At 49.2% G+C, this 12,929-nt stretch carries 12 protein-coding genes; 6 read left to right on the forward strand and 6 right to left on the reverse strand.

Annotated elements, in window-relative coordinates; translation table 11 throughout:
* Positions 1-18 precede the first annotated feature (18 nt).
* The 3 genes from QUA78_RS14245 to QUA78_RS14255 all read right to left on the reverse strand — a co-directional run bounded on the left by QUA78_RS14245 (position 19) and on the right by QUA78_RS14255 (position 4,209).
* Positions 19-1,809: an N-acetylmuramoyl-L-alanine amidase gene (locus tag QUA78_RS14245; protein ID WP_333301363.1), complete on the reverse strand. Its 1,791-nt coding sequence runs from the start codon at positions 1,807-1,809 to the stop codon at positions 19-21.
* A 557-nt stretch (positions 1,810-2,366) separates the two neighbouring features.
* Positions 2,367-2,741, reverse strand: a complete 375-nt coding sequence (locus QUA78_RS14250) for a hypothetical protein (RefSeq protein WP_333301365.1) — start codon at positions 2,739-2,741, stop codon at positions 2,367-2,369.
* A gap of 445 nt (positions 2,742-3,186) precedes the next feature.
* A complete protein-coding gene (locus QUA78_RS14255; protein ID WP_333301366.1) occupies positions 3,187-4,209 on the reverse strand; it encodes an alpha/beta fold hydrolase in 1,023 nt (340 codons plus the stop codon).
* 415 nt (positions 4,210-4,624) lie between these two features.
* On the opposite strand from QUA78_RS14255, the gene infC reads away from it, so the two are divergent.
* The 3 genes from infC to QUA78_RS14270 all read left to right on the forward strand — a co-directional run bounded on the left by infC (position 4,625) and on the right by QUA78_RS14270 (position 9,146).
* A complete protein-coding gene (infC, locus tag QUA78_RS14260; protein ID WP_006635262.1) occupies positions 4,625-5,161 on the forward strand; it encodes a translation initiation factor IF-3 in 537 nt (178 codons plus the stop codon).
* A 271-nt stretch (positions 5,162-5,432) separates the two neighbouring features.
* Positions 5,433-8,477: a HEAT repeat domain-containing protein gene (locus tag QUA78_RS14265; protein ID WP_333301368.1), complete on the forward strand. Its 3,045-nt coding sequence runs from the start codon at positions 5,433-5,435 to the stop codon at positions 8,475-8,477.
* A 192-nt stretch (positions 8,478-8,669) separates the two neighbouring features.
* Positions 8,670-9,146: a Crp/Fnr family transcriptional regulator gene (locus QUA78_RS14270; protein WP_333301370.1), complete on the forward strand. Its 477-nt coding sequence runs from the start codon at positions 8,670-8,672 to the stop codon at positions 9,144-9,146.
* Between the two features lie 189 nt (positions 9,147-9,335).
* Here the strand turns inward: QUA78_RS14270 and QUA78_RS14275 are convergent, their stop codons facing one another.
* Complete coding sequence (locus QUA78_RS14275) at positions 9,336-9,680, reverse strand: DUF4870 domain-containing protein (protein WP_333301372.1); 345 nt, start codon at positions 9,678-9,680, stop codon at positions 9,336-9,338.
* A gap of 102 nt (positions 9,681-9,782) precedes the next feature.
* On the opposite strand from QUA78_RS14275, the gene prfC reads away from it, so the two are divergent.
* The gene (gene prfC, locus QUA78_RS14280) at positions 9,783-11,411 is read left to right on the forward strand and encodes a peptide chain release factor 3 (RefSeq protein WP_333301373.1); all 1,629 of its coding nucleotides are present in this window, start codon (positions 9,783-9,785) and stop codon (positions 11,409-11,411) included.
* Positions 11,412-11,569: 158 nt separating this feature from the next.
* Here prfC and QUA78_RS14285 read toward each other — a convergent pair whose 3' ends face one another.
* The gene (locus QUA78_RS14285; RefSeq protein WP_333301375.1) at positions 11,570-11,728 is read right to left on the reverse strand and encodes a hypothetical protein; all 159 of its coding nucleotides are present in this window, start codon (positions 11,726-11,728) and stop codon (positions 11,570-11,572) included.
* On the reverse strand, positions 11,715-11,993 hold the full coding sequence (locus QUA78_RS14290; RefSeq protein WP_333301377.1) for a hypothetical protein: 279 nt from the start codon (positions 11,991-11,993) through the stop codon (positions 11,715-11,717). The genes QUA78_RS14285 and QUA78_RS14290 overlap by 14 nt, the downstream gene beginning before the upstream one ends.
* Positions 11,994-12,152: 159 nt before the next feature.
* Here QUA78_RS14290 and QUA78_RS14295 point away from each other — a divergent pair, with 159 nt between their 5' ends.
* Complete coding sequence (locus tag QUA78_RS14295) at positions 12,153-12,344, forward strand: hypothetical protein (protein WP_333301378.1); 192 nt, start codon at positions 12,153-12,155, stop codon at positions 12,342-12,344.
* 26 nt (positions 12,345-12,370) lie between these two features.
* Positions 12,371-12,640, forward strand: coding sequence for a hypothetical protein (locus QUA78_RS14300; RefSeq protein WP_333301380.1), 270 nt, complete (start codon positions 12,371-12,373; stop codon positions 12,638-12,640).
* Positions 12,641-12,929: the final 289 nt, after the last annotated feature.

Below are 12,929 nucleotides of genomic sequence, written 5' to 3' on the forward strand. Positions count from 1 at the left end.
ACTCCCTCGGGCAATATATTATCTTTGTTGAAGATAAAGCAAAATGCCGCGAGCGATCGAAGCCGCCATTTGACTGCGGTAAGCTGGGTCAGAAAGCCTAGCAGCATCCTCAGCACCGGTCACAAAACCAACCTCCACCAAAACAGAAGGCATAGAAGTCTTCCTCAAAACATAAAATCTCGCCTGCCGCACCCGGCGGTCAGTCGCCCCCGTCCCCTGCAAAATACTGCCGTGAATCACCCGGGCCAAATCTTCCCCGTTCTCGAAATAATAAGTCTCAATCCCGCTAATATCCGGCCGACTCATATTAATGGAATTAGCGTGAATGCTGACAAACAAAGTAGCATTCACCCGTTCTGCCAAAGAAACTCTCGGTTCTAGGTCGATTTCGCTGTCGTCAGTCCGAGTCATCACCGCCTGCACCCCCTGCTGTTCCAGCAGCCTCGCCACCTGAAACGAGATATCCAAAACAATCTCCTTCTCCTGAATGCTTTGAATCCCGACTGCCCCGGGATCGCGGCCACCGTGACCCGGATCGATCGCTACCACGGCGCGGCGATTAGAAGCTTGCGGCAAATCGCCCGTTCCGAAAGTCCTTCTCGGCAAAGGCTGGGGGCTGGGAGTGCGAGTCAAAGGCTGCTGCGCGCTAGCATTCGATCGCAACTGCAAAGACAGCAACTGCGGACTCGGCCTCGTCACCCTGCCTACCTCTACCCCCGATCGCGGCTGCACCCAGATCACCACAGTCTCCGCATCTTCTTGGCTGGCAGTAAACGATACAGGACTGTTGGCATCGAGCTGAGGAATTTGCCCCGCCAGAGAACTAGAAGCGATCCTGATCCAGTAAGCTCTCGACCCTTGGTCCCACCCGCTGGTATAGGAGACTTGGCGGTCAGTTCTCACCACCAGTTGCGTGCCGTTACTAGCTAAATCAATTGACTGAACTCTCGCTAAATTTCCTTGAGCTTGTCTGGCTGGAGGATCTACAGTCAGGCGACGGGAAGCCGAGGGCTGTCTTACACTTGCAGGCAATAGCACAACCCCGCCCAAATTGCTCACAGACGCCCGCCACTCAGTATTAGGACTCTTCATCCGCAAAGTCACGCGGGTAACGGGCGGGTCTGTTGGCAGTTGCCGCACTTCAATCTTGTCAACCCCGTGCTTGCCGTTCGTTTGAGGCTGTTGGCTGCTCAGCCCCGGAGCTAAAGTAGCTCCTTCAATATCGAGGGTGGCGATGTCCCCGGCCCGACTTTGTTGAAAATTAATTTGGGGGCTGCCGCCCGCAGTGCCGACTAAAAAACCGTCCGCCGTCACCTGAACGTTCTGAACTACAGTCGCCTCGGCCGACTGGGCTTGGGGTGCTGAAGGTTGAACCGATAACCTTTCTCCCCCAGGCTCTGAAATCGGGTTTCTATCTCCTCCCCGCACCGGCGTTGGCAAATCCACTGTCCACTCGCTCGCAGAAATCCCCCGGAATTTTACTTGCTCGGGGTCTAGAGTAAACCCGTCTCTGATCTCGACCACAATTCTGGTCGTATCGTTGTCAAACTGCCCTACCCGCACCGATTCGATCGCCCCTGAGAGCGGTTTGCTGACCGACGGACGGCCCAGACTCGTCCCCGGTAAGTCAATCACCAACCGCGTCGGGTTGAAAATCAGTTGAGCCTTGGGTTGTACTCCCCCGTCTGTTGTAATGTAGAGCCGGTTCTCTGAAGCATCAAACCGCCAAGATTGCAGTCTAGCTGCTTCGGCGGCCCCGGCGAGCAAAAATACACTTAAGAAACTCGGTAGTAGCCAGTGGAATTTCACGACAGTTTTTTCCTCGTTTGCGTTACTGCCAAAAGCTGGTAGGGCGCTGCTTGTTCGATCGGCTTTCAGCAGTTAGCCGCCAGCAGACCGGGGGCGATAGGCCGTCAGTTGTTGGCTAAATTGACTTTTTTATGCGTTAACAGGCTCCGAAATGCCAGAATCTGGCATTTTTGAACTTTCCCGTATACTTGGGGGCGATCGGTTATAAGGTGACTGAAAGATTGCTGGTACAAGGGAAGGTATTTATTTTAGGAAGAAGAAACAAGGCGTCTCTTGAAGCTAGAAGGTACAAGTTAGAAGGTAGAATTTTACGGATCTTCCAGGGAGGGGTTTCATAGCTCTTTAATATTGGCGAAGCTCGTTACGGCAAGGGTTATAATCCGCTTTACATTTGCGTTTTATTTTAACTTTTCATAAAGCACCCCAACAACTTAACAACCTATCTCGGGAACAATCCGGATTTCCAAGATTAATTCGACTTTTGAGGGCAGCCAAAGTTAGTCCCAGACCAACTGGCATATCCTTTTGGACAAGCCTTGTTGCTGAGACTTTGACAGTCAAGTACAACTACATAGCGCCCCTTCTCTCTTTTTTTCTTGAATTTTTAGAGTCAGGGATTTTCGGTGCTGCTTGAAACTTCGTTGGGCGATCGCGACTACGCCCGCCAAGGTGACACTATGATAGCTAGTCCATGCTGTCAGCAGTAACCGGAGAGTGTTGTGTCTTACTTTGGCGGGCAATGCTTTGTCATTAACACTCTTTTTGAGTGCACGATGGACAGCCAGAGCTTTGGTTGGTTGAGGGGGGAAAAAGTTTTGACGGTAGATATAGTTATCGCAGTTGTAAAGTTTTTTGGACAGCAAAAACAATAGATCGGCTTCTGGATAAAACCTGTCTTTTAGTTTGACGATCTGCCTTTCGACTAACTGCATGGCTTATATATATACTACCAGTTAGAGAAGATACACTATCTTGGCGATTGTGTCAATCTCTGAATTTATGAAAAAAGCGACCCTAAAATAAAGTAGATAAATGACCTCACAGAAAGACGGAAACTTGCTTTCCCAAAGGATTTGCCTCAAGCAAAAAGGTTGTTGAGGTTCGTTCAAGCCTCCATGAGAGGCCCTAAAGTCAATCTCAAATCTACTGACTCTCCAGTGAGGGAAGTTTTGTAATATAGCAACCACACCTGACGGTTAGGACGTTCTTAATTGCTCAAACATAAAAGGCCGATCGCAACTTCGGTCTTCCTTCTTCCTTCAACATCTGCTATACCATACCACCGAGTGCGATCGAGTTCTAACCACTTTATTTTTGAACGGGATAGATACTCGCAAGTTATTTTTGTCCATTAGGAACGCACCGCCCCCTGTCTAATCAACATCGCTGCAATTCGCTCTCGCCCATAGGTGCAAAATTCCCGCTCATCCAGTTCAAAATTGCTTGATTTACTTGTTCCGGGCATTCATCCTGGGGACAGTGGCCCGCATTATCTAATTCAACTAGCTCTACATAATTGGGATTGCATTCGACAAATTGGTGGGGCCGGGCAAACCGAGGGGGAATCATCCGGTCTTGTTTGCCCCAAATTAACAGCATCGGGATTCTTAAATTTCGCATTACAGTCTTGACACTGGGGCAAAATTGTGAACTGCCTACAGCTTTAAATAAAGCGCAGAAGGCGCGGGCTGCTCCCCGATCGCCCGCAGGCCCTGCTAGAATTTCCACTAATTCGTCGGTAACAGCTTCGGGGTTGGAGTAGGCAAAGCCAACCCAGCGGCGGACAAAGGAAGGCTTGCGGGCAAAATAAAACAAAGGCCTGAGCAAGAGCGGAGAAACAAACAAACTTTCCACAGCTTCGATCGCCGGGAGCAGCCATCCAGGCACCGCCTCGGCTCGCACAGAGGGGTCTGGGAGGCTAATCATCACCGTGCCGGCCACCATGTCCGGGTGAGCCGCCGCTGCGGCCAAACAAATCAGCGAGCCGATCGAGTTTCCTGCCAAGACTACCGGCTCTCTGATAAAAGTCTGCCAAAAATCATAAACTTGATCGACCCACAAAGACACAGAGTAGTCGATAGGAGCTTTTTGCGAAGCGCCAAAGCCCAACAAATCCAAGGCGTAAACCGTTTGGTTTTCGGCGAGTTGGGCGAGATTTTGTCGCCAGTGACCGATCGAAGCTCCAAACCCGTGCAGTAAAATAATCGGCGTTCCCGAGGCGCGGGGGGCAATTCCCCCGGCCGCAGAATCTTTAGATTCGATCGCGCCTTGATTTCGCCCCAAAGCAGGCCGCAAAAAACTGTAGCGAGTTTGCCAACCCCGCCACACCCAGTCTCGTTGAGTTCCCACCCGTTGGTGCCACAGCAGAGAATTTGTCAATTTTGCCTCAGCTCGCAACATAAATTTACACTTGCTTATACCTATTCTACAAGGCAAATCCGGCGACTTGGGGGACTGGCGAGACCGGGCGAGATGGGGTAAAAAAGCCGTTTTACCTCATCATTAACCTTTTACCTTGAATTTTTGGCTGTTTTGTGATCGATCGGGCAAGCGGGCGGGCGATCGTGTGTGAAGTTAAAATAAAACTAGACAGAAACTCAGCCAGACTGAGTAGAATAGCAAGTATTGTAAGAATTCATTTACGATCGTCCAAATATTCCCCAACGCTTTAGCGGAGGGGACACAGGGCGCGGTAGTACGTCCGGTAAGGGTAACACTTTACAAAACAGTTCGATCGTCCAAGTGAAATATGGACTGTTCAAACCTGTAACTATCAAGAAGCTTCGCTATTAAACTACTGCTTGTAAAACCATTCATGCCTGTGATTGAAAGAAGACAAAATCGCAACCTACCCCAGATCAACGAAAACATTCGATACCCCAAAATCCGGGTGATCGATACCGACGGCGCGCAACTAGGGATCTTGACGCCCGCAGAAGCGCTGCGCCTGGCAGAGGAAAAAGAACTGGATCTCGTACTTGTCAGCGACAAAGCTGACCCGCCCGTATGCCGGGTCATGGACTATGGGAAGTACAAATTCGAGCAGGAAAAGAAAGCGCGAGAAGCAAAGCGGAAGCAGCACACTGCTGACGTGAAGGAAGTGAAGATGCGCTACAAAATTGAAGAACACGACTACCAAGTGCGCCTCAAACTAGCAGACCGCTTTATCAAATCTGGGGACAAAGTAAAAGCCACGATTATGTTCAGAGGTCGGGAAATCCAACACAGCAACCTAGCAGAGGACTTGCTCAAGCGCATGGCCACAGATTTGCAGGAAATCGCAGAAGTGCAGCAAGCCCCGAAAAAAGAAGGACGCAGTATGATGATGCTGCTGTCGCCGAAGAAAGTATAAATAGATAGTCATTAGTCATCAGTCATCAGTCAATAGTAATAGACTGGTGACAAGAGACTAATGACCCCGCCCAAAAACGGATAGAAGTTTCCGACTCCTGTCGTGGAGGGCCAAAAATTTCCGACCCTAGTTCGCTCTTTCAGATTCGTCTGTGGAGTAAATCTAAAATCTAAAATCTAAAATCTAAAATCGACCGACTGGCGATCGCTCTCCTGGATGCCGGAACTCGGTGACACGCTACCACAAATCGGGATATCAACGCACGAGAAGCATGGAAAATTTTCAAATCAGCGCTTGGGCGGGAGCAGGACAAAAAGTGCTGCGCTCGCTCAACCTGCGATCGGAAGAAGTAGAGCGAACCGTACTGATGTTCCTCGTCTACACTCTAACCTCCGTCGGGCTGATCTGGCTGGAACTGAGCACGGTAGGTCTGTTCCTAGACGAGTACGGTGCCGACAAAATGCCTTTTATCTACATAGCCAGCGCCTTTATCGGTTCGGGCTTGGGATTTGTCTACTCGTGGCTGCAAAAAATCCTGCCGCTAAGGCGCACCGTCGTAGTGGTTCTGGGAATGATGTCGGTACCGCTATTTTTGTTTCGATTCGGCATCGGCTACGAAAATACTAAGATAGCTGGGATAAGCATTGCTTTTATTACTATTTTTTTGATGTGGCTGTGGGTGGAAGCTTGCTATGTCCTGAACGACCTTAACACTTCCATCACCTCCAACCAACTGTTTAATATTAGAGAAATCAAGCGCACCTATCCCCTAGTCAGCAGCGGCTATCTAGTGGCTGGAGTAGTCAGCGGGTTTTCTCTGCCTGTTTTGCTGCACGTAGTCGGACTAAAAAACGTTACCCTCATATCGGGGTTGATGGTGGCGACAGGCTCCCTGTTGCTGTACTACCTCACGGAAAAATACTATCAAGCATTTCCGGAAACAGCTCATTGGACAGATGACGATGAAGACGACGACCAACAAGAATTTACCGCTCGCAAAGTTACAGGCCCGCTGCAAAAATACGCCGTACCTCTAGTCAGTTTCTTCGTCCTCGCAGAAGTCCTCTATGTCCTGGTAGATTTCCAATTCTACAGCCAGCTAGAATACCAAAACCCGGGGGACGGAGCTAGCTGGATCGCTAGCTTCCTGGGCATTTACGAAGGCATACAAGGCCTGTTTCAAGTGGCGACTCAGTGGTTCGCATCCAGTCGCTTGGTAGAAAGAATCGGTGTATTCGTGACGGCGGTGATTTTGCCCGCGGGTATCGCGATACTTGGGGTGCTGACCATAGGAGCATCCCTGGGCCAGCTAGTATCTGTGTTCATCGGACTGATATTGCTGAGATTTTTAGACGAACTGCTGCACTACACGCTGCTGGAAACCGTTAGCCCGGTTTTATTCCAACCAATTCCTGACAATATTCGATCGGGCATTCAAACTCTGGTCAACGGTGTGGGCGAACCTTTGTCCTGCGGAGTTACAGGAGTTGGCATCCTGATTATGCTGTGGGTGACAGACAAGATACTCCCCCGCCAAGACGAAAAGGCATTTCACGACCAGCAAAGCTTGATATTTATTGGCGCGATCGTAATATTGGCACTGTTGTGGGTGTTTGTCGTATGGTTGATCCGCTCTCAATACGTGGGTTTGTTGGTCAAAAGTGCGGAGCGGGGGCGCTTGGGCGTCACAGACGTTGACCTCAAAGCTCTCAAGCGCGCAGTGGTAGAAACTCTACAAAAGCCGGGGGGCGAAGATGAAAAGCGCTCTTGCATAGAACTCCTGACGCAAATTGACCCCAAAAATGTCGGAGAAGTTCTGGCTCCCATCCTCGATTCGCTGTCCCCAGGTTTGCAGCGCCAGAGCTTGGAAACGATGCTGCAACACCCGAACCCCGCATATTTACAAGCTGTCCGCGCACTATCGCAGCAATCCTTGCCGCCGGAGGTGCTGGCCTTGGCTTTGCGCTACATCTGGCTGACGGAAGCTGAACCGAATATTGACAGCTTGCGGCCTTACTTGCAGCCGACCGTCGATCCGGTGGTGCGGGGTACGGCGGCTGCTTTAATTATGAGAAGGGGCGATCGCCAGCAAAAGGCAGAGGCTACTAACACGCTGCGCCAAATGCTGACGCACAAACAAGAGCGGGAACGTGTTATGGGGACGCGGGCTCTGGGAGAAGCTGATTATTTGCAAGGACTGCGCCTGCACATCCCCAATCTGTTGCAAGATGAATCTCTGCGAGTGCGCTGCGCTCTGTTAGACGTGATTTCGTCTACTCATTCGGAAGAATATTATCCTTCGCTGCTGCGCGGACTCGGTTACAAATCGACTCGGGAAGCAGCTTTGCAGGCTATAGTCAAACTTCACAACGACGCGATTCCTTTGCTGGTGTATTTGGCTGAGGACATCCACAAGTCGGATTTGGTCAGGTTGCAAGCTTGGACGGCTCTGGGTCAAATTGGGACTCCGGAGGCGATAGACATTTTGGTCAGCAATTTGATGACGGCTTGGGGAACTACCAGGCGCAACATCCTCCGCATCCTGTTGAAAATGCCTTCGGAAGCGGGGATAGAAGGCGCTCTAGACCGCATCGGCCGCAGCGGCTTGGAAACTCTCATCGAACAGGAGTTAATGTTTATCGGTCAAATTTATGCAGGTCTAGTAGATTTGTCTGGGGTAACAACCTACGGCAATTTCTCCGATCGGGATGCCAACAGCACCGGAGCACCTGGGAACGATACGGCTCAATTGTTGCAGCGGGCTCTGGCGGGGTTGGAAGCTGATGCTAAGGAGCGGTGTTTTTTGCTGATGAAGTTTCTTTATCCGCTGGACACAGTACAAGCCGCTGCTTTCAACCTCGCTTCCGGCCAACCTTCTTTGGTTGCTAGGGGATTGGAAATTCTCGACAATACTGTGGATATAGCTAGGAAGCGATCGCTGATCAATTTGTTGGATCAGCACTCGGAAAGAGAAAAATTGAGCAATCTCTCCGAATTGATGGTTTACAAACCTCTAGCCCCTAGCGATCGCTTGCGTCGCTTGCTAGAATTGCGCCACTTCCTTTCGGATTGGGCTTTGGCGTGCTGCTTTCACTTGGCGAGGGAAGCGCGCTGGAGCCTTACCGCTCAACAAACTCTTGTCTGTCTGCAGCACCCGACGGGTTTTGTCCGCGAAGCAGTGTTAGCCTATTTGAAAATAGCCTCGCCGCGGGCTTTGGTCGAATTGTTGCCGAGGCTGCAAAATGATCCCGATAATTTGGTATCCGCTCAAGTTGAAGAGATGATGGCAGAGTTGGGGACTGGGGGAAAAAGGTAAAGAAGGAAGAAGGAAGAAGGAAGAGGGAAGAAGGAAGAGGGAAGAGGGAAGAAGGAAGAGGGAAGAGGGAAGAGGGAAGAGGGAATAAAAAGAAACTATGCCCAATGCCCAATGCCCAATGCCCAATGCCCAATGCCCAATGCCCAATTCCTCTTCCTTTGTTTAAATTTAAATAAATCACTGCATCGCATTATGTTAACCAGCGTCGAACGCCTATTGTTTGTCAGGGAGGTTCCGATTTTTAAGGAACTGCGGGATGATTTTCTCGTGCGTCTAGCATCGGTAATGGATGAACTTTCGTTTCCTTCCAAGCACAGGATTTTTACGGAAGGACAAGAAGGTCGATCGCTCTATATTTTGGTATCGGGAACGGTGCGAGTGCATATAGGCGATCGGGATTTGGCACAGTTGAAAGCCGGGGCTTGTTTCGGGGAAATGTCGCTGTTTGATGCAGAACCTCGATCGGCTTCTATTTCTACTCTCGAACAATCCGAGTGTTTGATGCTGACTCAAATGCAGCTTTATGATGCAATTGATGAAACGCCGGGAATTGCTGTAAATATTATTCGCTTGCTGTCGCGCCGGATTCGCGAGTTGAATCAAAAGTTGAATGCGAAAGAGGCAATGATGCCGCCTACAGATACTGTGAGAGTTGCTGAAATGCGATAAAAATTGGGAATTGGGAATTGGGAATTGGGAATTGGGAATTGGGCTTTTATAGCATTGGGCATTGCGGATAGTTTATTTTTATTCCTTCTTCCTTCTTCCTTCTTCCTTCTGTTATAAAACAATTAAAAACCCGGTTTCTGCTTGAAGAAATCGGGTTGTGGAAATCGATGGTGAAGCGCGATTTGCTGTCTAAACTATTCGGAAAATAAAAGGGTAGCGGTAAGGTTGGTTAGGATCTTGCAAAACGTGGAGGATAGCCATTATTGTCAGTCCCCAGTGCAGCAGATAACCTATTGGTACTAGGATAAAGCCAGCAAGACCGAAAGTGACGACAGTTAACACCACAATCACGGTGCTGTACAGCCATACATTAAGGTGAAAATTGATGGCTTCTGTGGCATTTTCTTTGACAACGGGGTCATCTGATACTAACAATACAGCGATCGGCGCTCCGATCGAGAACACTAACGTGCTGAAAAAAATAGCCCCGTGGCACACCAGTGATAGCAGCTTCCGCTTGTCGGAGTCGTACATATTACTTTTCTTCCTTGACTTTAGTGATAATTTTACCTTTAATAGCCACTCTAGCACAGGCTATAATGGCGATCGGGTGATGATTCCCCTACCTAATTTGTAATGACAACTGAACTCGAAACTGAACTGCTAACTGCTGTTGAGCGCCGGCGCAACTTTGCTATTATTTCGCACCCCGACGCGGGGAAAACTACTTTGACAGAAAAGCTGCTGCTTTACGGAGGTGCAATTCACGAAGCAGGTTCTGTGAAAGCGCGGCGGGCTCAGCGACACGCTACATCTGACTGGATGGCGATGGAACAGCAGCGGGGAATTTCTATTACTTCTACTGTTTTGCAGTTTGAGTATCAAAATTATCACATTAATCTGCTAGATACTCCGGGACACCAAGATTTTAGCGAAGATACTTATAGAACTCTGGCGGCGGCTGACAATGCGGTGATGCTGGAGGATGCTGCTAAGGGTTTGGAACCGCAAACTCGGAAGTTATTTGAAGTTTGTAAGCTGCGAAGTTTGCCTATTTTTACTTTCTTTAATAAGCTCGATCGCCCTAGCAGAGAACCTTTGGATTTGTTGGACGAAATTGAGAAGGAATTGGGGTTGCAGACTTATCCGGTAAATTGGCCGATCGGTACGGGCGATCGCTTTAAAGGTGTTTTCGATCGCCGAGGGCGCAAAATTCACTTGTTTGAGCGGACTAAACACGGTTCTCGCGCTGCTGTTGATACTGTCATCGAATTGGGCGATCCGCGCATTGAAGATTTGTTGGAACAAGACCTTTACTATCAGCTCAAAGAAGAGTTGGAACTGCTGGATGAGTTGGGAACTGAACTCGATTTAGATTTAGTTCGGGCTGGAAAAATGACGCCTGTTTTCTTTGGCAGCGCGATGAGCAATTTTGGGGTCGAACTGTTTTTAGAGGCGTTTTTAGATTACGCTATGAAGCCGATCGCCCGCAAGAGCAGCGCGGGAGACTTGCCCCCAACTTATGAAGACTTTACCGGGTTTGTGTTTAAATTGCAAGCGAATATGGACCCGAGACACCGCGATCGCGTGGCGTTTATTCGGGTTTGTACGGGCAAATTTGAAAAGGACATGAACGTGACTCACGCTCGCAGTGGTAAAACGGTGCGTTTGTCAAGACCTCAAAAGTTATTTGCTCAGGATCGGGAGTCGATCGAGGTTGCGTATCCGGGGGATGTGATCGGTTTGAACAATCCGGGGGTATTTGCGATCGGGGATACTATTTACACCGGCCAAAAACTCGAATATGAAGGAATTCCCTGTTTTTCTCCCGAACTTTTTGCTTTTTTGAGAAATCCCAATCCTTCTAAGTTTAAGCAGTTCCGCAAAGGCGTTTCTGAGTTGCAGGAAGAAGGCGCAGTGCAAATTATGTACTCGGTTGATGAGTCGAAACGCGAGCCAATTTTGGCTGCTGTCGGACAACTGCAATTTGAGGTGGTGCAGTTCAGAATGCAGTCGGAATATAATGTGGAAACGACGATCGATATGTTGCCTTACAGTGTAGCTCGTTGGGTTGACGGCGGTTGGGATGCGCTGGAAAAAGTTGGGCGGCTGTTTAATACGGTGACGGTGAAAGATACTTGGGGAAGGCCTGTTTTGCTGTTTAGGAATGAGTGGAATTGCCGGCAGGTGGAAGGAGAACACCCTGTTTTGAAGTTAAATGCGATCGCCCCTGTGGTGTCTGGTTTGGCTGTTAGCGAGGAGTAGGGCTTACGCATGGAACCCAGAAACCGGGTTTTTTTACGAGAAGACGCATTACATACCGTAAATTCGGTAAAAAACCCGGTTTCTCTGTCGGATTGCGTAACTCCTGTTAATCTTCTTCCTAATTCTTCCTTCGTGTCCTTCGCGTCTTCGCGGTTCAATCATTTTAAGTATTTATCCACCAAACGCTCTTCTAACATGAGTGCAACTTCGACATCTGTTGGGGGTCGCTTATCAGTTTTTGCTAGCCCTCTGAGTCGCTTGGCCGAACCTTTGCGATCGCCAAATCGGAGTTTAACTTCAGTATCATTTGTCTCCATAAATGCTCTCTCGGCTAATAGCTTCATCTGAAAGAGTGGGGAGATTTAGGGTACGATGACTGTCAACCAATTCCTGAAATGCTATTGACCATTCTGTTGGGGTAGCTGTTTCGTAAAAGGGACGTTGTTGAGGTTCTATTAGCCGTTTGAGCATCGCATCTAGTAATGGTTTAATCTGAGCCGGCGTGCGGTTGGTGATTTTTGCCAAAACCTGAGTAATAGTCTGTATGTCTTGTGGGTGAGATTGCTGAAGATCGTGCAGCATAATTATCCTGGGGCTCTCTTTGTCTAGTTATAACGCTAAATCCTCAGCCCGTCCCAAAACCTCCCAATCCCGATCTTCAATCCAAAATCCAAAATCTAAAATCCAAAATCGATTGACGGCGGCCCCCCTCTGCGGCTACGCTTTGAAGTGAGAGGTTGCTTGCTTGTAGAGGAGGCAGCCCGCGTCGCCCAAAAATCTAGTTGCACTGCCCAAAGCTGCGCTAACAGCAATGGACAGCATCACCGCCAAACTGGGACAAGCAGTCTGGAGGCTCCGAGAATCTTAACATTCTCTGTAGCCGCCCTGCTATGTGTTGAAATGCGGGGCGGCTGGGTTTTTGGGTTTTTCTAGAAAACCCAAAACCAGGAGAACATATTATGTCACAGGAATTCGTGCCTGACGACAACAGATCCCAATGCCCAAATGACGACTCAGCAGCAGTATGCGAACAGGAAGTGGTGCTGTTAACGGTTGTCGGTTCGCCCAAAGGTGTCCGGGAAACCATACTCACTTTGTACCGACTGGGATTTGCCGAAGTGGGCGATTGGAGTCCCGTACAGCGTGCCGCTAATCCGAAGCAGGTGATGAGCGTGCTGATCCGTCGGAAGCGGGCTGATGGTACATCGCCGAGAAAATCTGGGCGGTAAGCTGCAAGGTTAAGTTCTGTTTAGGACTTACGCGCGTGGTCAGAAACCGGGTTTTTCCCTTGAATACTGCGTTGTGAGGCACAGATTCGACCAAAAACCCGGTTTCTTTGAGGAATGACGCATGGGTGGCTAGAAACCGGGTTTTTACGAGAATACTTGGTTGTGATTCGTAGATTCGGCCAAAAACCCGGTGTCTTTGGTCGGAGTGCGTCAATCCTACAACAGTGAAAGCCTTGGAATAAAGAGGGTATTAAAGCATGATTGGGTATTATCATAAAATAAATCAACT

Source organism: Microcoleus sp. K4-B3, assembly GCF_036704615.1.
Classification (GTDB): Bacteria; Cyanobacteriota; Cyanobacteriia; order Cyanobacteriales; family Microcoleaceae; genus Microcoleus.

Coding starts and splice junctions, on each gene's coding strand:
- QUA78_RS14270 (WP_333301370.1), top strand. CDS start 8,670: ATGTTAACCAGCGTCGAACGCCTATTGTTTGTCAGGGAGGTTCCGATT.
- QUA78_RS14290 (WP_333301377.1), bottom strand. CDS start 11,993: ATGCTGCACGATCTTCAGCAATCTCACCCACAAGACATACAGACTATT.
- QUA78_RS14250 (WP_333301365.1), bottom strand. CDS start 2,741: ATGCAGTTAGTCGAAAGGCAGATCGTCAAACTAAAAGACAGGTTTTAT.
- QUA78_RS14255 (WP_333301366.1), bottom strand. CDS start 4,209: ATGTTGCGAGCTGAGGCAAAATTGACAAATTCTCTGCTGTGGCACCAA.
- infC (WP_006635262.1), top strand. CDS start 4,625: ATGCCTGTGATTGAAAGAAGACAAAATCGCAACCTACCCCAGATCAAC.
- QUA78_RS14275 (WP_333301372.1), bottom strand. CDS start 9,680: ATGTACGACTCCGACAAGCGGAAGCTGCTATCACTGGTGTGCCACGGG.
- QUA78_RS14300 (WP_333301380.1), top strand. CDS start 12,371: ATGTCACAGGAATTCGTGCCTGACGACAACAGATCCCAATGCCCAAAT.
- QUA78_RS14285 (WP_333301375.1), bottom strand. CDS start 11,728: ATGGAGACAAATGATACTGAAGTTAAACTCCGATTTGGCGATCGCAAA.
- prfC (WP_333301373.1), top strand. CDS start 9,783: ATGACAACTGAACTCGAAACTGAACTGCTAACTGCTGTTGAGCGCCGG.
- QUA78_RS14265 (WP_333301368.1), top strand. CDS start 5,433: ATGGAAAATTTTCAAATCAGCGCTTGGGCGGGAGCAGGACAAAAAGTG.